Annotated in this window: 19 protein-coding genes; 8 read left to right on the top strand and 11 right to left on the bottom strand. The window is 63.2% G+C overall.

Features of this window, described 5'->3' with window-relative positions:
• Positions 1-2 precede the first annotated feature (2 nt).
• On the top strand, positions 3-1,553 hold the full coding sequence (gene phnE, locus BLT09_RS18410; protein WP_091595407.1) for a phosphonate ABC transporter, permease protein PhnE: 1,551 nt from the start codon (positions 3-5) through the stop codon (positions 1,551-1,553).
• On the opposite strand, the gene BLT09_RS18405 is transcribed toward phnE, so the two are convergent.
• The 3 genes from BLT09_RS18405 to BLT09_RS18395 form a co-directional block, all read right to left on the bottom strand.
• On the bottom strand, positions 1,541-2,422 hold the full coding sequence (locus tag BLT09_RS18405) for a sugar phosphate isomerase/epimerase family protein (protein ID WP_091595659.1): 882 nt from the start codon (positions 2,420-2,422) through the stop codon (positions 1,541-1,543). The genes phnE and BLT09_RS18405 overlap by 13 nt on opposite strands.
• Before the next feature lie 210 nt (positions 2,423-2,632).
• On the bottom strand, positions 2,633-3,820 hold the full coding sequence (locus tag BLT09_RS18400) for a Gfo/Idh/MocA family protein (protein WP_091595405.1): 1,188 nt from the start codon (positions 3,818-3,820) through the stop codon (positions 2,633-2,635).
• A gap of 156 nt (positions 3,821-3,976) precedes the next feature.
• Positions 3,977-5,032 (bottom strand): sugar phosphate isomerase/epimerase family protein, encoded by a 1,056-nt coding sequence (locus BLT09_RS18395; protein ID WP_091595657.1) that lies wholly within the window; start codon positions 5,030-5,032, stop codon positions 3,977-3,979.
• Positions 5,033-5,428: 396 nt separating this feature from the next.
• On the opposite strand from BLT09_RS18395, the gene BLT09_RS18390 reads away from it, so the two are divergent.
• From BLT09_RS18390 to BLT09_RS18370, 5 genes are all read left to right on the top strand, one after another.
• Entirely contained in the window at positions 5,429-6,316 is an 888-nt protein-coding gene (locus BLT09_RS18390) for a sugar phosphate isomerase/epimerase family protein (RefSeq protein ID WP_091595403.1), read from the top strand.
• 67 nt (positions 6,317-6,383) lie between these two features.
• Positions 6,384-7,553: a mandelate racemase/muconate lactonizing enzyme family protein gene (locus BLT09_RS18385; protein ID WP_091595655.1), complete on the top strand. Its 1,170-nt coding sequence runs from the start codon at positions 6,384-6,386 to the stop codon at positions 7,551-7,553.
• A 2-nt stretch (positions 7,554-7,555) separates the two neighbouring features.
• On the top strand, positions 7,556-8,269 hold the full coding sequence (locus BLT09_RS18380) for a FadR/GntR family transcriptional regulator (protein ID WP_091595401.1): 714 nt from the start codon (positions 7,556-7,558) through the stop codon (positions 8,267-8,269).
• Position 8,270: 1 nt separating this feature from the next.
• Entirely contained in the window at positions 8,271-9,251 is a 981-nt protein-coding gene (locus BLT09_RS18375) for an NAD(P)-dependent oxidoreductase (protein WP_091595398.1), read from the top strand.
• A 43-nt stretch (positions 9,252-9,294) separates the two neighbouring features.
• The gene (locus tag BLT09_RS18370; protein ID WP_091595396.1) at positions 9,295-9,681 is read left to right on the top strand and encodes a hypothetical protein; all 387 of its coding nucleotides are present in this window, start codon (positions 9,295-9,297) and stop codon (positions 9,679-9,681) included.
• An 11-nt stretch (positions 9,682-9,692) separates the two neighbouring features.
• Here BLT09_RS18370 and BLT09_RS18365 read toward each other — a convergent pair whose 3' ends face one another.
• The gene (locus BLT09_RS18365; RefSeq protein ID WP_091595394.1) at positions 9,693-10,988 is read right to left on the bottom strand and encodes an amidase; all 1,296 of its coding nucleotides are present in this window, start codon (positions 10,986-10,988) and stop codon (positions 9,693-9,695) included.
• 58 nt (positions 10,989-11,046) lie between these two features.
• A complete protein-coding gene (locus tag BLT09_RS18360) occupies positions 11,047-11,955 on the bottom strand; it encodes an SDR family oxidoreductase (protein ID WP_091595392.1) in 909 nt (302 codons plus the stop codon).
• 105 nt (positions 11,956-12,060) lie between these two features.
• Between BLT09_RS18360 and BLT09_RS18355 the strand changes: the two genes are divergently transcribed.
• Positions 12,061-12,633, top strand: a complete 573-nt coding sequence (locus tag BLT09_RS18355; protein ID WP_091595654.1) for a TetR/AcrR family transcriptional regulator — start codon at positions 12,061-12,063, stop codon at positions 12,631-12,633.
• Between the two features lie 56 nt (positions 12,634-12,689).
• On the opposite strand, the gene BLT09_RS18350 is transcribed toward BLT09_RS18355, so the two are convergent.
• On the bottom strand, positions 12,690-13,901 hold the full coding sequence (locus BLT09_RS18350) for an MFS transporter (RefSeq protein WP_091595652.1): 1,212 nt from the start codon (positions 13,899-13,901) through the stop codon (positions 12,690-12,692).
• A gap of 92 nt (positions 13,902-13,993) precedes the next feature.
• Between BLT09_RS18350 and BLT09_RS18345 the strand changes: the two genes are divergently transcribed.
• Entirely contained in the window at positions 13,994-14,965 is a 972-nt protein-coding gene (locus BLT09_RS18345; protein WP_091595390.1) for an AraC family transcriptional regulator, read from the top strand.
• A 70-nt stretch (positions 14,966-15,035) separates the two neighbouring features.
• Here BLT09_RS18345 and BLT09_RS18340 read toward each other — a convergent pair whose 3' ends face one another.
• The 5 genes from BLT09_RS18340 to BLT09_RS18320 are packed head-to-tail and all read right to left on the bottom strand — an operon-like array spanning position 15,036 to position 19,299.
• Positions 15,036-16,121 carry an ABC transporter ATP-binding protein gene (locus BLT09_RS18340; RefSeq protein WP_091595388.1) on the bottom strand — a complete coding sequence of 362 codons (1,086 nt, stop codon included), beginning with the start codon at positions 16,119-16,121 and terminating at the stop codon, positions 15,036-15,038.
• A complete protein-coding gene (locus BLT09_RS18335) occupies positions 16,121-17,230 on the bottom strand; it encodes an ABC transporter ATP-binding protein (protein ID WP_091595386.1) in 1,110 nt (369 codons plus the stop codon). Before BLT09_RS18335 ends, BLT09_RS18340 begins: the two co-directional genes overlap by 1 nt.
• Entirely contained in the window at positions 17,227-17,436 is a 210-nt protein-coding gene (locus BLT09_RS18330; RefSeq protein ID WP_091595384.1) for a hypothetical protein, read from the bottom strand. Before BLT09_RS18330 ends, BLT09_RS18335 begins: the two co-directional genes overlap by 4 nt.
• Positions 17,433-18,392 (bottom strand): carbohydrate ABC transporter permease, encoded by a 960-nt coding sequence (locus BLT09_RS18325; protein WP_027153142.1) that lies wholly within the window; start codon positions 18,390-18,392, stop codon positions 17,433-17,435. The genes BLT09_RS18330 and BLT09_RS18325 overlap by 4 nt, the downstream gene beginning before the upstream one ends.
• Before the next feature lies 1 nt (position 18,393).
• Complete coding sequence (locus BLT09_RS18320; RefSeq protein ID WP_091595382.1) at positions 18,394-19,299, bottom strand: carbohydrate ABC transporter permease; 906 nt, start codon at positions 19,297-19,299, stop codon at positions 18,394-18,396.
• Between the last annotated feature and the right edge of the window lie 56 nt (positions 19,300-19,355).

Genomic DNA, 19,355 nt, shown 5'->3' with positions numbered 1-19,355 from the left:
CAATGAATGCCGATGCCATCAACGACGTCGCCGCTCGCCACCCGGACGCTTTCCGGCGCTCGCCGTGGAAGCGCTACGCCACCCCGATCGGCATCCTTCTTTGCATTCTCTACACCTTCTATTGTTCGTGGTTCTTCTCGGTCGCCGGAGTTCTGGAAAAGGCGAACTGGAACCTTGCCGGCGCGTATCTCGCCGACTGGGTGTCTTACGAAATCCGGCCCGACATCGAATTCAAGGACAATCATCTGACAATCGACTACTCCCGCTTCTCCAAGCTGGGATCCAATCCAGATCCCGACTGGGTGGCCAAGCAGATGGCCATCATCGAGCGGCAGGTCGAGGCAGTGCCGGCACCGGCGGTCGCGACCAACAAGTCGTCGCAGGATTCGTTCATGGCGCCTGGTGCGCCAACTGCCGAGAAGCCGGCCGCCCCCTCGGGCCAATCCGCTCCTGCGGTGCCTGAAACGGTGCGCGAGAACGCCGTCGTGGCGGCGACCGTCACCCTTGGCGATGGCCAGATCGCCGTCACGCCAAAGCTGGTCACCGTGACGCGCGGCGCCGAAACCGTCGTCTTCGACATCGCCAAGGGCAGTTCTGTGACACCGCGCACACCGCTGCCCGACTGGATCGAGCAACGCAGGCCAGGCTCGACAGCCTATGTCTCGTTCGGATTTCTCGGCCGCGCTGAGGTGCAGAACGACGAGGTGGTCGCCTGGCGACGTTTCTTCGGCTGGGCCAATTTCGTGTTCGACACGAACTCGCCATTCTGGGGAAAGCCGTTCAGCGAGGTCGCTTCACTGATCGTCGCCGGGGCTCGCATCGACCCGTCGCGGTCAAACGCGGCGCTCGCCTGGGACAACATTTTGAACAACGCCGAGTGGCAGCACGGCGACGTCTGGCTGAAACTCTTGCAGACCATTGTCATGGCTTTTGTCGGCACCGTGCTGGCCTCGATCGTCGCCTTTCCGCTCGCCTTCCTGGCTGCACGCAACGTCACGCCGAGCGGCATAGCCAACCAGGTGACAAAGCGCTTCTTCGATTTCCTGCGCTCGGTCGACATGCTGATCTGGGCGCTGTTCTTTACGCGCGGCTTTGGTCCTGGGCCGCTGGCCGGCATGTCGGCTATCTTCTTCACCGACACCGGAACCCTGGGCAAACTTTATTCCGAGGCGCTGGAAAACATCGACGACAAGCAGCGCGAGGGCATCCGCTCGGTTGGCGCCACCCCGGCAATGGTGCAGCGCTACGGCGTGCTGCCCCAGGTTCTGCCGGTATTCCTCAGCCAATCCCTTTATTTCTGGGAATCCAACACCCGGTCAGCGACGATCATCGGCGCTGTCGGCGCCGGCGGCATCGGCCTGAAATTGTGGGAGGCCATGCGCACCAACACCAACTGGGCCAATGTTTTCTACATGGTTCTGCTGATCCTGCTTGTCGTTTTTATCTTCGACAGCATCTCCAGCTATCTCCGCCGCAAGCTGATGGGGACCGTCGCAAACAGCAATGATGAGCGGCGCGTTTCCGCCCGCCCGCCGGCAGCTCAGATCGCCTGAGAGGAAGGCTGCGTCCAGGCACCAGCCTTTTTCCAGCCGCTCTTGATGTGCTTGTAGCCGTCGCGGTAGACGGCTTCCGGGCTTTCCGAAAAATCGCGCCACACCTTGGTGGCCGCCGCCAAATCTTTCAGCGAGCGGCCGAAGGCTTCGATCGTCAGCCAGTCGTCATAGCCGCTCTTGCGGATGGCCGAAAACGTCTCTTGCCACGGAATGTGGCCGCGCCCCGGCACGCCGCGATCATTCTCCGAAATATGGATATGGACGACATTTTTGCGGTTGCGCGAATAGGCGCCGATCGCGTCGGTCTCTTCGATATTGGCGTGGAAAGTGTCGTACATCGCCTTGATGTGCGGCCGGTCGATCGTGTCGACATGCTCCGACAGATCGTCCATCGTGTTGAGCAGATAGCATTCGAAGCGGTTGAGCGCCTCCAGCCCGATGGTGACGTTGTTCTTGCCGGCATGATCGCCGATGGCGCGTTGCGAGGCGACGGAACGCTTTTTCTCCGCCGCCGTCGCCCCGCTGCCGGAGAAGGCGCCCAGCGTCGAATGCAGCGGGCCGCTCAGCGTTTTGGCGCCAAGCGCTTGTGTGCAGTCGATCGCCCATTTCATATAGTCGATGCCGGCCTTGCGCGTTGAGGCATCGGCCGAGATCAAATTCATCGCCGGATCGCCCATCGCCGAGACGGCGGTGCGCTCCAGCCCGATGCGGTCGAGCAGCGTGCCGAGCCTTTTGTAATCGTCCGGCGTGCCGGCAAAGATCGGTATCTCGACGCCATCGAAGCCGGTCGCCTTGATATCCCTGAGCAGCGGCTCGTGTTTCTTCGACACGGCCGTCGTCCACAAAAACATGCACATGCCGATTTTCATCGACGCCCCCTCCCTTTTTGACGGCCGGCTGGCTCCTCCGCCGACTTCGCCATAAGCCCCCTCATCCGGCCGCTTCGCGGCCACCTTCTCCCCGCTGGGGAGAAGAGGCAGACGGCAGCGCCGGCGTCTCCTCTCCCCTCGGGGAGAGGTCGGATTGCCCCGAATTGCCCTTGCAATTCGGTTGGCAATCCGGGTGAGGGGGCGCAGCGATCAAAGCTTCGTCCAGGCTGCGTTCTTCTTCGACGACTTCACGCAGGCCTCGATGAAGGCCATGCCTTCGACACCGTCCTGGATGGTCGGGAAGATAACATCCTTAGCCGGCTTACCGCCTTTGCGGCGCGCCGCGCGGATGGCGCGGGCCGCCTCCTGATAGATGTTGGCGAAGCCTTCGAGATAGCCTTCCGGATGGCCTGACGGAACGCGGCTGACGCGCCCGGCGACGGGCAGCGCGCCAGCGCCATTTCGGGTAATCAACTGCTTTGGCTGGCCGAACGGGGTGTACCAGAGGTAGTTCGGATCGGCCTGCACCCATTCAAGCCCGCCTTTCGAGCCGTAGATGCGCAGCTTCAGCCCGTTCTCGTGGCCGGGCGCCACCTGGCTCGCCCACAGCATGCCCTTGGCAGGGTGCGACTTGCCGACCGGCTTGAAGCGCAGCATCACATTGACATTGTCGTCGAGTTGCCGCCCCGGCACGAAGGCGTCGAGATCGGCGGAAAGCGCATCAAGCTCAAGCCCGCAGACGAAGCGTGCCAGATTGTAGGCATGCGTGCCGATGTCGCCCAGCGCGCCCCCGGCGCCGGCCTGTTTGGGATCCGAGCGCCACGCTGCCTGCTTCTGGCCGGTGGCGGCAAGGTCCTCGGTCAGCCAGTCCTGCGGATATTCCGACTGCACGATGCGAATGTCGCCGAGCTGCCCCTTGGCTACCATCTCGCGCGCCTGCCGCACCATCGGATAGGCGGTGTAGTTGTGGGTGAGGACAAAGACCTTGCCGGTCTTTTCAACCAGTGCCGCCAGCTTCTTCGCTTCCGCCAACGTCGTCGCCAGCGGCTTGTCGCAAATGACGTGGATGCCGGCTTCGAGAAACGCCTTCGCCGCCGGCACATGCACATTGTTGGGCGTGACGATGGCCACCGCCTCAATGCCGTCCGGCCGCTTGGCCTCGGCCTTGGCCATCTCGGCGAACGAGCCGTAGCTGCGCGCCGGATCGAGCCCGAGCTCCTCGGCCGAGGCCTTGGCACGCGCCGGGTCGGATGACAGGGCACCGGCGACCAACACGAACTCATTGTCCATGCGCGCCGCGATCCGATGCACGGCGCCGATGAAGGCGCCTTGCCCGCCGCCGACCATGCCGTAGCGGATCGGGCCGCCTCCCGTTTCCGACTTCGATGCGCCGACCATGATTTTTCTCCCTCGTCTGAAATATCCCTCCCCCTTGAGGGGAGGGTGGCCCGAAGGGCCGGGAGGGGTCGGTTCATGCAGAGCTCCACGCTCAGCGACCCCACCCCGATCCGCTGCGCGGATCGACCCTCCCCTCGAGGGGGAGGGAAAGCGGTGCTAGATTCCCATCATGGCGCGCAGCACCTTTTTATCGGTCGCACCGCCGGCGAAGTCGTCGAATGCCTTTTCCGTCACCCTGATGATGTGATGCTGGATGAAGGGTGCGCCTTCGGCCGCGCCATCCTCGGGGTGCTTCAGGCAGCACTCCCATTCCAGAACCGCCCACGAATCGTAGTCATACTGGGCGAGCTTGGAAAAGATGCCGCCGAAGTCCACCTGGCCATCGCCGAGCGAGCGGAAACGCCCGGCCCGGTTCGTCCAGCTCTGATAACCGGAATAGACGCCTTGCCGGCCGGTCGGATTGAACTCGGCATCCTTGGCGTGGAAGGCCTTGATCCGCTCGTGATAAATGTCGATGAATTCGAGATAGTCGAGCTGCTGCAGCAGGAAATGCGACGGGTCGTAATTGATGTTGCAGCGCTTGTGGCCGTCCACCGCGTCAAGGAACATCTCGAATGTCGCGCCGTCGAAGACGTCCTCGCCCGGATGGATTTCGTAACCGACGTCGACGCCATTGTCCTCATAGACGTCAAGGATCGGCTTCCAGCGTTTTCCCAGTTCGGAAAATGCTTCCTCGATCAATCCCGCAGGCCGTTGCGGCCACGGATAAAGGTAGGGAAAAGCCAACGCTCCACAAAACGACACCGACGCCTTGAGCCCGAGGTTCTTCGAAGCCTTGGCGCCGAACTTCATCTGTTCGACCGCCCATTGCTGCCTGGCCTTCGGATTGTTGTGCACCGCAGGCGGTGCGAAGCCGTCGAACTGCGCGTCATAGGCCGGATGCACCGCCACCAACTGCCCCTGCAAATGCGTCGACAGCTCAGTGATCTCGACGCCGGCATCGCTGCAGATGCCCTTCACCTCGTCGCAATAGGCCTGGGAAGACGCCGCTTTCTCGAGGTCGAACAGCCGGCTGTCCCAGGTCGGGATCTGCACGCCCTTGTAGCCCAGCCCGGCCGCCCATTTGGTGATCGACGGCAGCGAATTGAACGGTGCGGCATCGCCTGCGAACTGCGCCAGAAACAGCCCAGGACCTTTCATTGTCGACGGCATCGGCATCCTCCCTCATTATCCACGACCAAGCATAGCGCCGATTGAAAGCAGGGCCAGCCTCTTTGGTCTTTTCTCGACAGGCGCTAGTGCGCACCGCCATTCTGGTATTACCAAATATGGTCATTTGGTCAAGCGCCGCCGCTCGCAGCCAGCGCTGCGCAAATGACCTGGCAGAGGGAAAATATACCAGTCTAATCAAAGAAGTAGTTACCTGATGGGGCTGCCATGCGGGATTTCTTGCCGTTCAGATGAAATTGATGTAGACCTCTTGTCACGCCAAATTGGTCGAACCAGTTACGAAAAATGCTGGAGCGCCTTGGGGAGGATCATGCAACGCAATCTGGCGGGGTGCGTTGCAGGCGAATTGTTACAGGCGAATTCTGGGAAGGACAGACCATGCATCTTTCGACGCACAACTGGATGCGGGCGGAACCGCTGGAGACGACGCTCAAGCGCATCAAGAAATTCGGCTATGAGTCGATCGAGATTTCCGGCGAGCCCGCGCAATACAAGATCAATGAGACACGTGCGCTCCTGAAGGAGCACGGCATTCGCTGCTGGGGGGCGGTGACGCTGATGCTGGGCGAGCGCAATCTCGCCGCCAGGGACCAGGGCCAGCGCGAGCGCTCGGTGCAGTACGTCAAGGACGTGCTGACGATGGTCAGCGAACTCGACGGCGAGATCATCACGCTCGTTCCCGCCACGGTCGGCAAGGTGGTGCCGGACGGCACCGAGGAAGAAGAATGGGAATGGGTGGTCGACGCCACCAGGGAATGCTTCACCCATGCCAAGAAGGTCGGCGTCGAGGTCGCGATCGAGCCGCTCAACCGCTTCGAGACCTATCTGTTCAACCGCGGCGGCCAGGCGCTGGCGCTGGCCGATGCGGTCAGCCCCGAATGCGGCGTCTGCCTCGACGCCTATCACCTCCATATGGAGGAGTTCAACGTCTACGATGCCATCCGGCAGGTCGGAAACCGGCTGTTCGATTTCCACGTCGCTGACAACAACCGCTTCGCCGCCGGTCTCGGGCAGATCGACTGGCCGAAAATCGTCGGCACCCTGAAGGAAGTCGGTTACGACGGCGCGCTGACCAACGAGTTCGTCGCCCCAGTCGACCGCACGCCGGCTGCTCCCTATCCCGACATGGTCGACCGCAACCCGGTCGACATCTCGCCGGAGCAGCTCAAATTCATCCAGGACCACGGTTCCAGCGTGCTCACGGAAAAGTTCTACACCGACCAGATGCGCATCACCGCCGAAACGCTGCTGCCGCTGATCAAGTAGCCGATCTCTGGAAACGAGCCTTTCCGCCCGACGGCGGCCCCTAACGGCGGCAAGGCAGAGGATGAACATGCGCATCAAGACGGTCCAAGCCTGGTGGGTCCGCATACCGATCGAAGCCGCGCGGCAGCACCGCAGCGACTTCGGTCAGGTGACGACGTTCGACGCCGCAATCCTGCGCATCGAGACCAACGACGGGCTGGTCGGCTGGGGCGAAGGCAAGAATGCCGCCGGCAGCACCGGCAGCTACGGTGCCCTCGTCCACATGTTGAACCACGAGGTCGGCCCGCAGCTGATCGGCTGCGATCCGGCCGACATCGGGGTGATCTGGGAGATGCTCTATAACGGGGTGCGCCACGACAGCGCCGCGCAAAACGGCCACGCCATGCCGCAATTGGCACGGCGCGGCATCAGCGTCGCCGCAATCAGCGCCGTCGACATCGCATTGTGGGATATTCTGGGCAAGTCGCTTGGGGTTCCGGTCTGGCGGCTGCTCGGCGGCCGCAAGCTTGACCGCATGCCTGCCTACGCCTCCGGCGGCTGGGCCTCCACCGAGGCGATTGGTGACCAATTGAAATCCTATATCGCCAAGGGCGGATTCAAGGCGCTGAAGATGCGGATCGGCGCGATGGACGGCGCTCCGCACCATTCCGCCGCCCGCGTCCGCGCCGCAAGACAGGCGCTCGGCCCCGAAGTCCACCTGATGGTCGATGCGCACGGCACCTATACGGTGGCGGAAGCCAAACGCTTCATCCATCTCGCCGGGGATCTCGATCTGGCCTGGTTCGAGGAGCCGGTCATCGCCGACGACAAGCCCGGCATGGCCGAAGTGCGGGCGTCCGGCTCCATCCCGATCGCCACCGGCGAAAGCGAAGCGACGCGCTATGCGTTCCGCGACCTCGCCACGCTCAAGGCTGCCGACATTTTCCAGCCGGACCCGGCCTTCTGCGGCGGCATCAGCGAGGCGATGAAGATCGGCACCATCGCCAGCGCCTTCAATCTGCGCTTCGCGCCGCATCTGTGGGCCGGCGCGCCTTGCTTCTTTGCCGGGCTGCATGTCTGCGCTGCTTCGCCGGCCAGCTTTACCGTCGAATATTCGCTCGGCGCCAATCCGATGATCCACGATCTGATCGAGGAGACTGTCGAAGCAAAGGACGGCATGATAGCGATCCCCGAGAAGCCTGGACTGGGATTCACCCTTTCGGAACGATTCCTGGAGGCGCACGCGCTACGCGGCTGATCATGAAAGAAAAGAACCTTCTCGCGGAACTCGCCGCCTATCTGTTCTCCCACTCCGACAAGGCGACCGGCCGAACGCCGTCGGAGCGAGAACTGGCGGAGCATTTCGCCGTCAGCCGCGGCCAGATCCGCGAGGCGCTGGCCATCCTCGAAGCCATGCGCATCGTCGAGCGCCGAGCCAAGTCCGGCATCTACATCGACACCAAGCAGGCCAGCGTCGAGGCGATGGCGCTTTTTGCCAAGGCCGGCCTGCCGCTCGATCCGATCCAGATCTACGAGACCGTCGAGTTGCGCAAGATCCACGAGATCAAGGCTGCCGAGCTTGCCTGCTCGCGCGCCACCGAGGAAAATTTCGAACGGCTGCGCGAAATCCTGAAAGCTTCGGAAGAGCGCATTGCGGCAGGCGAGGGTCTCGCCAAGGAGGACCGCGAATTTCACCTTGAGATCGTGCGGGCGACCAAGAACAGCGTTTTTCACAACATATGCAGCCTCTATTACTTGATGGGCGAGCAACGCCTGCCGATCTACTTCAACGATCCCGAACGCAACGTGCGTTCGCATGCCGAGCACATCCAGATCTACGAGGCGCTGCTGCGCCGCGACGGCAACCTCGCCCAGGCGCTGATGAGCGCCCATCTGCAAGGCGCGGAAAGCTATTGGAAAGGCCTGATCGAGGGTGGGGCAGAGCCTCACGGTCCAGCGCTCGAGGCGGTCTGACATGCCTAAAATCCTGACGACACACACGCTGCACCCGCGCGCCTCCGCCATGCTTTCTGGCGCCGGCGAACTCGTTGTCGCCTCCGCCCTCGATGCCGACACGCTGGCGACTGAAGCGAGAAACGCCGATATCATCATCGTTCGCGCCCCGCTGCCATCAGCGCTTTTCGCAGGGGCGACGAAGCTCCGGGCGGCAATCCGCCACGGCGCCGGGCTCGACATGGTTCCCATGGAAGCCGCCACCGCAGCCGGCGTGCTGGTGGCAAACGTGCCGGCGGTCAATGCGCGCTCGGTCGCCGAATACGTGATGTTCGCGGCGCTGGCACTGCTGCGGCGCTTCCGCATGGTCGACCGCGACTTGCGGGCGAAGGGCTGGCTCGCCGGCCGCGATCACACCATTCTCGCCAGCGAGCTCGCCGGCAAGACCATCGGCATTGTCGGCTTCGGCGCCATCGGCCAGGCAGTCGGCTACATCGCGGCGCAAGGTTTCGACCTGAACGTGGTGGCGACGACGCGCAGCATGGGGCCGGCGCCGGACAGGGTCGGCTTCCTGTCGATCGATGCGCTGGTCGAGCAAAGCGACATCATCGTTCTGTGCTGCCCGCTGACAGCGGAGACGCGCGGCCTGATCAACCGCGAGCGCATCGGTCGAATGAAGCCGCACGCGCTGCTGATCAATATTTCGCGCGGGCCGGTGATCGACGACGAGGCGCTGATCGAAGCCCTGCAGAAGGACTGTATCGGCGGCGCCGCGCTCGATGTCTTTGCGATGCAGCCGCTGCCGCCCAATCACCCCTATTTCGGCTTCGACAATGTCATTGTCACGCCGCACATGGCCGGCATCACCGAGCAGTCGATGATGCGCATGGGCGTCGGTTCGGCTGATGAAACCTTGCTGGTGCTGGCCAACAAATTGCCGATCAACCTGCGCAATCCCGAAGTGGTCGAGCACTACCGGCGGCGGTTCCCGGCCGACGCGTAGCGCCATCGCCGTTTCGCCCAATTTCTGCACGACGCTGCTCCCCATGCTCGTTTTTCGCCGCACGCCGCTGCTTGTTGCGATCGTTTCGATCTGCGTCCTGCCCTCGGTCGCTGCGGCCGACAGCAGTTATGTCTATTGCGACAACGGCCTGCGGTGCGTGATGGCGCCCTGTCCGTCGAACAGCGCGCTCGATCTTGCCACGGGCAAGATCATCAAGGGCGTGTCGATCGACATTGAGGAATTGCCGCAGCAGGACAAGGCGCTCGATCTTTCGGACAAGCTCTACGCCGGCAAGGTTGTCGTTGTTGGCTCCATCGAGAACCGAACCCAGACCCTCAACGGCAAGCAATACGCTCTGCCATGGCTGGTCGCGACCGGTATCGAACGCGCGTCCAGGGACAGCGAACGCGGCCACTGTTCGTCGCATTAACGTTCACATCTTCAACGGCCAAGCAGTGCCTCGACTTCCGCCGCGATGCGCAGCAGACGGTGGTCGTCGCCGTGGCGCGCCACCAGCATCAGCCCGGCCGGGCGCGCCATTCCCGGCATCGGCAGCGAGATCGCGCAGAGGTCGAACTGGTTGGCGACCTGCGTGTTGCGCAGCAGAAGGCCTTCCGTGCGCTCACACTGAGCTTCGTCGCTGGTCATCGACACGATGGTCGGCGCGGTGACCGGCGTGGTCGGCAGGGCCAACACATCGACGGACGCCAGCCGCTCGTCCATGGCGGCGACAAGCGCCGTGCGGCGGCGGATCGCCCTTATATAGGCCGTGGCCTGAACGGCGGCGGCGCGCGACAACGGCTCGCTCACCCGCGGATCGACCGGCGTCGCCGCACCTGTCGCCAGCCAATCTGCATGGACCGCGGCGCCCTCCATTGCCGCAATCGAGGCCCGCCTGGTTACCGCGCGCAAATCGGCGAGGACGTCATCGATGGGCAGATCGGCGAGGCGTGCACCGGCGAGTTCCAGCTTGCGAGCACATCGCTCGAACGCCGCCGCGACCTCTTCTTCGGTATCCTCGAACAGCACGCCGTGGGGAACGCCGATGCGCAGTCCGGCAAGCGGAAGCGGAACCAGAGCCACGAGCTGCTCGCCCGCCATCACCGCGTCGGCTGCCGCACATTCGGCGACGGTGCGCGCAAGCGGGCCGATGGAGTCGAGCGTGTCGGACAGCGGGAAGACGCCATCGCGCGGTACGCGCCGCGCCGTCGGCTTGAAGCCGACGACACCGTTCAGCGCCGCCGGAATACGCACCGAGCCGCCGGTGTCGGAACCGATCGAGATCTCGCTCGTGCCTTCGGCAATGGAAACACCGGCGCCGGAGGATGAGCCACCCGCGATCCGGCCGGCGTCGGTCGCATTGCCGGGCGTGCCGTAATGCGGGTTTATGCCGATTGCGGTGAAGGCGAATTCGGTCATGTTGGTCTTGCCGAAGATCACCGCGCCCGCTTGCCGCAGCCGCCGCACGATGACGGCATCCCGCAGCGCCGGCGCTGCGGTGCTGAGCAACAACGAACCGGCCGTGGTCGGCTCGCCGGCGACATCGAACAGGTCCTTGATCGACAGAATTGTTCCGTCGAGCGGCCCGAGCGTCACGCCGGCTCTGCGCCTGGCATCGGCGGCGTCGGCTGCTGCTCGTGCGGCTTCCGGATAGAGTTTTACGAATACGCTTTCATTGTCGGCGCGGACGGTGAGACGCGAAAGGACGGCTTCGAGGCGGTCGCGGGCTGATTGCATGGCACAGTCTACTTTTTTATTGTCGCCCGAACAGCCCAGCACACTGACGTCGATAGCTCTAGCGATAGCCAGTCGCATCTGCTGGTTTGCCGGCGTCCTGAACCTCGGGAACGTAGCGCCACGCGTCAGGCCGCGAGCCGTCGAGATCGGTAAAGCCGTAGACCTGCGCCAGCCCGCCACTCGACAGCGACAGTCCGTTCCAGCGCGAACGGTCCGGGTCCGCCGCAAGCGCCGCCACTGCGCGCCCGATAAAGCGCGGGGTCTCGGAAATGACGAAATGCGGCACTTTTGCTGTCGCATCACGCCAGTTGTCCTCGGTCACTCCGAAAGCTTCCAACATCATTTCCGAACGCAGCCAGCCGGGTGTCAGCGAAATCGAGGTGGCGCCGTGCGGGGCGAGGTCCTTGGCATGGGCCCAGGCCATACGGGTCACCGACACTTTGGCGAGGTCATAGAACGGCGAGAGCCGATAATGCTCGGCATTATACTCCGCGGTGCCGTCGGTGACTTCGACCAGCAGGCCGCCCGGGCGCTCAATCAGAAGCGGCAGCGCGTAGTGCGCTGTGATCAGATGCGTGTCGATGCCCAGCCGCAACATGCGCAAACCATTCGTGAGATCATGTTCCCAGACCGGCTTGTTCCATTCGAACAGTTTCTCGCCGCCCCAAATGTCGTTGACCAGCACATCGAGGCGGCCCTGCTCGGCACGTATCCGGTCGACCAGCTTGCGCACGTCTTCGGCAACCAGATGGTCGACTTGCACAGCGATGCCATGGCCGCCTTGCGCTGAAACAAGCTCCGCCGTTTCCTCGATGGTTTCCGGGCGGGCGTATTCGGACTGATGCGCGCGTGTCGTCCGCCCGGTGACGTAGACCGTCGCGCCCGCGGCACCCAGTTCGACAGCAATACCTCTCCCCGCACCGCGCGTGGCGCCAGCGACCAAAGCGACTTTTCCCTCAAGCGTCATTGAACCTCCCCAGACTCTGACCAACCAATGCTCTGACCAACCAATGCTGGCCTTCTTCAAAGTTAAGATATATAAATGATCATTCGGTTATAAATGGATGTCAAGATGCCTCGGCAAAAAACGCAATCCGACGAGGACGTGCTGGAAGCGGCACACCGGCTGATCCACAGGCATGGCCCGGAGGCACTCACATTTGAACGGCTGTCCCAAACTTGCGGGCTCTCCGGTTCGACCCTGGTGCAGCGTTTCAAGAACAAGGCCACGCTCAGGCAAAGAACCTTGCTGCAGGCATGGGACAGGCTGGACGCGAAGACGACAAAGCTCGCAGACGCGACGCCGAGGACCCCTGCTGGCGCGATCGAATTGCTGGTGGCGCTGTCACGCGACTATGGCGGCATCGAATCCTATGCCGAGGGCCTGCTCGTCCTGCGCGAAGATCTGCGCGATCCGGTGCTTCGCGCGCGGGGGGCGTCGTGGAAGGCATCCCTGTGCAACATCCTCGACTCTTGCTTTGCCTCTGTCGTCGAGACGCCGTTGGACATCGGCCTGCTGATGGCATCGCACTGGCAAGGCTCGCTGCTTTGGTGGAGCTTCGACCCGAAGGCCGAAGTTGCATCCTACGTCGAAGACAGTCTGGGCCGTTTTGTCACCGCAATCGTCACGGCCCGAAAACCATAACCGATATTCGGGCCAGTTCTTGGAGGCGTCCTAGGTGGGACGCACCTACGGATGGCTTAGGTTGCGCTCCTCGGGCCGAGCAGGAACGCCGCCAAGGCCGCCAGCAACGTCGCGATCCCGCAATAGGCGAAAGCGCTGGCAACGCCGGCATTGTCGACCAGCAGGCCGCCGAAAACGGCGCCCAGTGCGATGGCCACCTGGAATGTGGCGACCATCAGCCCGCCAGCGCTTTCTGCCTGGTCGGGAGCGGCTCGCACCAGCCAGGTCTGCAGCCCGACCGGCACCGCGCCAAAGGCAAAACCCCAGGCGGCCACCGCGATCGCCGCCACCGCGGGCGAGGCGCCGACGGTCAGCAGCAGAAGTGCTGCGACTGCAATCAGCAGCGGCGCCAGGCCCACTGCAGTCTTGAGGCTTCGTTCAGCCATGAACCCGCCGGCAAAATTGCCGAAGAAGCCACCGATGCCGTAGGCGAGAAGCACAAGCGAGATCGTCTCGATGTCCAGCGCGGGCACCTTCTCGAGAAACGGGCGGACATAGGTGAAGCCGGCAAAATGTCCCGAGGCGACCAGCAGGACCACCAGAAGCGCAACCCTGATCATCGGCCGCTTTATTACCTCCAGCAAGGTCCGAAAGCTTGCCACGCCCGCCGGCGGCAGCTTCGGAAGGGTGGCGATCTGCACCAGCAGCGCCAGGGCGCTGACAACAGCTGCGATCATGAAGGCCGTTCGCCATCCCCAGATGTCACCGACATAGGCACCGACCGGGGCCGCACAGACGGTCGCCACCGAAACGCCGGTGAGGATGATCGACATGGCGCGCGGCACCAGCCGCATCGGGACAAGCCGCATCGCCATGGCCGCCGACATCGACCAGAAGCCGCCGAGGCTGATCCCGAGCATGATGCGGGCGATCAGAAGAACGGGAAGCGAGGACGCAAACGCCGCCAACAGGTTCGACAGGATCAGCAGCACGGTCAGTCCCCACATGACGAGCCTGCGGTCCAGCCGTTTGGTGATGATGGCCATGGTCGGGGCGGCGACCGCGCCGACAACGGCGGTTGCCGTCACCGCTTGGCCGGCGGTGCCTTCGGTCACACCGAGATCCTGCGCCAGCGGCGTCAACAGACTGGCAGGCAGGAATTCCGCGGTCACCAGCCCAAACACACCGAGCGCGAGAGATACGACCGCCCCCCACGCCGGCTCGGCTCGTTCATCGGTTTCCGCCGGATCGAGAACGGCTGACATGACGCCTGTCGCGGGTTCGGTCATGATGGGATCTCCGATCTGGTTGCAGCGCAACATTTGGCTGCAGTGCAACATAGGGAGTGACCGCCTGGAGTTTCCATGCTAGAAACACCATCATGCTTGACCATTCGTCCAAAGTTCCGGTCACCGGCGATCCGCTGACAGACATATTGCGCGGGTTACGGCTCGACGGCGTCGAATATGGCCGTTGTGAAATGCAGGAGCCCTGGGGCCTCCAGTTTCCGGCCCAGACGGCGGCGCGGTTTCACTTCATCGGCCGTACAGGATGCTGGTTGCTGCAGCCGTCCGGCGAATGGGTCGAGCTCAAGGCGGGCGACGCGGTGCTGCTGCCGCGCGGCGCCGCACACGTCCTGGCGAGCGAGCCGGGCACCGAGGCTTCGCCGATCCAGGGTTACGAGGTCGAAGAGGTCTGCAAGGGCGTTTACTGCCTGTCCAGCGAAGGCTGTCGGCCGGGGACGCTGCTGTTTTTCGGCAGCATGTATTTCAATCTCGACGGTTTGCACCCATTGCTCGGCATGATGCCGGACGTCATGCGCGCGCACGAGTTGGAAGCCTATGAACCGGCCATCCCGCATTTATTGGAGGCTATGGCACGCGAGGTGACGATGGAGCGCGTCGGCTCCGGCGGCATTCTGGCACGGCTGGCCGATGTGCTGGCCGCCACCGTCATCCGCTCATGGGTCGAGCGCGGCTGCGGCGACTCGTCCGGATGGATCGCCGCGGTGAGGGATCGTGAGATCGGGCGCGTGCTGGCCGCGATCCACCTTGAACCGGACCGCGACTGGACGGTGGAGACCCTGGCCAGGATGATGGGCGCCTCGCGATCAGGCTTCGCCGAACGCTTCGCGACGATCGTCGGCGAAACGCCGGCCAAATATGTCACCCAGGTGAGAATGCACCAGGCACGGCAATGGCTGGTCCGCGACCGGCTGAAGATTTCCGTCGTCGCCGCACGCCTGGGCTATGAATCCGACGCGTCGTTCAGTCGGGCGTTCAAGCGCGTCATCGGATCGGCTCCCAGCCATTTCCGTGCCGAGGAACAGGCTGAGACCCGCCAAGCCGGCTAAACCTGGCCACAGGCTTCAAGCCGCCTAGCATCCTCCCGCCCAACCGACGCGCAATTTTGCGCGACGCGCTTTAGCCTGCGTGACGGAGGCTTATCCCGGTACCCTTGTCGAACAGCACCACCTTGTCCGGATCCCAGGCAAAGCGTACCGGCTGCTCGATCTCGACATCGGTTCTGGCCGGCACCGTGGCCCGCAGCATGGCGTCGCCGACCCGCAGGGTCAGGATCTTTTCGACGCCATGGTTCTCGACATCATGGACGCGCGCTTCCACCGGCGCCCCGCTCTCGAGATAGAGATCCTCGGGACGAATACCGAAGACGAGCGGGCGACCGTCGGTCTCGCCGCTCGTCCTGGCCGCCCCCGCAAAAGGCAGTTCGAAATTCAGCGGTGCCATCACCGCTCGGCCGTTGACGAGCTTGCCGTCGATGAGGTTCATCGGCGGCGAGCCGACGAAGCTCGCCACATAGGTGTCGCGCGGATTGTTGTAGATCTCATAGGGCGTGCCGGTCTGGACGATGCGGCCATGGTTGAGCACGCCAACCTTGTCGCCCATCGACATCGCCTCGATTTGATCGTGCGTGACGAAAAGGAAGGTCTGACCAAGGTTCATTTGGATGTTCTTGAGTTCGGTGCGCAGCGCCTCGCGCAACTTGGCATCGAGCGCCGACAGCGGCTCATCCATCAGGAATACGCGCGGCTTCCTGACGATGGCGCGACCAATCGAGACGCGCTGCATCTCGCCGCCGGAGAGGCGATCCGTCTTGCGGTCGAGCAGATGCTCGATACGCAAGGTCTTGGCAACGCGGTCGACGCGCGTCTTGATCTCGTCGGGCTCGATGCGGCGGATTTTCGGCTTCAGCGGGAATTCGAGGTTCTCGCGCACCGTGTAGCGCGGGTAAAGCGAGTATTGCTGCAGCACCAGCGCCACGTCGCGCTCGGCCGCGCCCCAGTCAGCGACATCAGCGCCGTCGATGAATATCTGCCCCTCGTCTGGCTTTTCCAGGCCGGCAATCATGCGCAGCGTCGTCGTCTTGCCGGCGCCGGTCTCGCCGAGCAGCACGAAGAACTCGCCATCGGCAATATCGAGATTGAGCCCGGTCAATGCGGTGTGATTGCCGAATGTCTTCGAGATGTTCTTGAGCTGGATATGGGCCATCAGAGTCTCACCCCCAGCGAATTGCCGCTTGCCGTGTCGAAGAAATGCGCCTGCGCCGGGTCGAGCCTGGCGAAGACCTGGACTCCCGGCTTGCCGACGAAACCGGAACGGGTCCGGGCGCGCAACATCTGGGTCCCGACCCTGAGGTCGACGATGTCGTAGGAGCCAAGCGGTTCGATGATGTGCGCCTCGACCGGCAGATAGCCGTCCGCCGGCTCGCGCGAGACCATCACGCCTTCGGGGCGGATGCCGAGCGCAAGGCGGTCCTGCCCGGCGCTCGCGGCGTCGAGCTGGCCGACCAGTTCGGCCGGGAAAAGGAACCCTTCGGCGGCCCCGTCGACAGTGACCCTGGCGCCTGAGCCGTTCATCGTCACCGCTGCGTTGGCGACGTTCATCACCGGCGAGCCAACGAATTGGGCGACGAACAGATTGGCCGGGTGCTTGTACACTTCCGATGGGCTGCCGACCTGCTGCAGAACGCCCTCATGCATGATGACGATGCGGTCGGCAAGGCTCATCGCCTCGATCTGGTCGTGCGTGACGTAGATGGTGGTCGAGCCCTGCTTGATGTGCAGCCGCTTGATCTCCGCGCGCATCTCCTCGCGCAGCTTGGCGTCGAGCGCGCCGATCGGCTCGTCCATCAGCATCGCCTTCGGCCGCCGCACCAGCGCCCGGCCGATTGCCACGCGCTGCATGTCGCCGCCCGACAGCGCCGACGGCTTCCTGCCGAGCAGATCGTTGATCTGCAGCACTTTGGCGACCGAGCGCACCTCGCCGTCGATCTCCGACTTGCTCTTGCGCATGGCCCGCAACGGAAAAGCGATGTTCTCGTAGACGCTCATATGCGGATAGAGCGAGAACGACTGGAAGACCATGGCGATGTCGCGGTCGGCAGCCTTGAGATGCTGGACCGGCTTGCCGTCGATGAGGACATCGCCGCCGTCGATCGTCTCCAGCCCGGCGATGGCGCGAAGCGTCGTCGTCTTGCCGCAGCCCGACTGGCCGAGCAGCACGATGAACTCGTTGTCGTCGATCTTGAGGTTGAGGTCCTTGATGACCTGGACGGCGCCAAAGAATTTCTGGACGCCACGAAGCTCGATCTGGGTCATGCGTGACCTTCTTTTTCCGGCGCGCCGGTCGCCTGCGGCTTCTGCCTTGGACCGACCCAGCCGGTGATCATGAACGTCAGCAGCCCGACAATGATGATCGTCAGCCCGTAGCGGTGCAGGAAGAGGTTCCACGGCTGGCAGAGCGCGATGATGCCGAGCACCATCACGATCTCGGCTGTGCGCTGGATTGTAGCATGGCGGATCATTTGCGGATCGCTCCGAAGGACATGCCGCGCAGGAGGTGGTTGCGCAACAGGAAGGTGAAGATGGCGACCGGCAGCAGGAACAGGAAGGTGCCGGCGGCGATGACCGTCCAGTCGGGCAGGCCGGAACCGACCTGGCTTGGAATGAACGGCGGCGCCGTTTGGGCGCGGCGGTTGGTCATGATCAGCGCGAAGGCATATTCGTTCCACGCGGTGATGAAGCAGAACACGGCGGTGGCGGCGATGCCGGTGGCCGCTTCCGGCAGCACGATCTTGAAGAAGGCCTCCATGCGCGTATAGCCGTCGACGAGCGCCGCCTCCTCATACTCCTTCGGAATTTCGTCCATGAACCCCTTCATCAGCCATACGGAGAAGCTGAGGTTGAAGGCGGTGTAGAGGATGATCAGGCCCCAATGCGTGTCGTTGAGGCCGACGACCCGGTACATCAGGAACATCGGGATCGCCACTACCACCGGCGGCAGCATGCGCGTCGACAGGATGAAGAAGAGCAGGTCCTGTTCCCCCTTTATCTTGAAGCGCGAGAACCCGTAAGCCGTGAAGGTGCCCATGCCGACGGCGAGGATCGTCGAGGTGATGGCGACGATCAGCGAATTCATGAAGCGGCTCGGATAGCCGGACCACTGCACCTCGCCCCTGCCCGAGCGCACCACCTTCTCGCCGCCGTCAAACACCAGCCGCTCCCACCACGGGGCGGCGGCGTATTGTTCCGGCGTCGGCGCAGTGCGCAACTGCGAGCGCTTGGTGAACAGCTTGACGAAGGGCGATATCTCCGGCTGGAAGACCACCGTCGGCGGGATGGTGGTGGCGAGGTTGCGCGGCTTGAACGCCGTCGAGGCTATCCAGTAGATCGGCGCCAGGAAGATGATCGTGACGATCAGCACGCCGACGATGGCGAGCTTGTTGAGCGAACGCTCGGCAGAGGTGGTGACAGCGGCCATGTTAGCGCTCCTTCACCTTGTTCAGGTATTTGACGTAGATGTTGGTGATCGCCAGGATCATGATCAGCACGATGTAGGCGAGCGCGCAGGAGCGCCCGGTCTGCCATTCCTGGAACGCCATCTTGTAGAGCCGGATCGAGATCACCTCGGTGGTCGGCTGGCTGGTCAGGATGTAGGCGAGATCGAAGGTCTTGAACGCCTCCATGGTGCGAAAGATGATCGCGATCATCAGGATCGGCGCGACCAGGGGCAGCGTAATGCGAAAGAAGGTATAGAACGACCCGGCGCGGTCGATCGCGGCCGCCTCGTAGAGGTGCTTCGGCACTGCAGACAGGCCGGCAAGCGACAGCAGCATCACGAAGGGCGACCACATCCAGATGTCGGTGATGGCAACCGCGTAGAGCGCCATGTCGGGGTTGGACAGCCACTCGAAGGAGCCGAGGCCAAGCGTATAGTTGATGATGCCAAAGGACGGATCGTAGAGCAGTTTCCAGAACAGGCCGACAACAGCCATCGACAGCATCATCGGCAACAGCAGCAGTGTCGTAAGCAGGCCCTTTAACGGGATATCGCGGTTGAGCAGCAACGCCACGCCGAAGCCGACGATAACCTGGCCGACCACGGAGACGATGACATATTTGGCGGTGATGGCGAAATTCGACCAGATGAACGGGTCGTTGAGCAGCTCGCGGTAATTCTGCAGTCCGACGAAATTGGCCGCCGCGGGGCTCGACGCGCGAAAGTCGGTGAACGAATAGCCGAGCGAATAGAGCAGGGGAAAGATGTTGAAGACGATCAGGAAAACGATCGTCGGAATGATGAAGAGATTGCGGATCGTGAGGTCGCTCATGCCGCGGGCGGCGGAGCGCGACTTGGGATCCAGCGTGGTCATGACTGCAGTGGCCAAGGCCCGTTCCTTCCTTGTCCGGAAAAGAAAACGGAAGGGGCGGCTCCCGCCCCCTC

The organism is Mesorhizobium muleiense (genome assembly GCF_900099905.1).
GTDB classification, from domain to species: Bacteria; Pseudomonadota; Alphaproteobacteria; order Rhizobiales; family Rhizobiaceae; genus Mesorhizobium; species Mesorhizobium muleiense.
The sequence above is the reverse complement of the archived record's forward strand: the minus strand, read 5'-3'. Positions and strand labels throughout refer to the sequence as shown.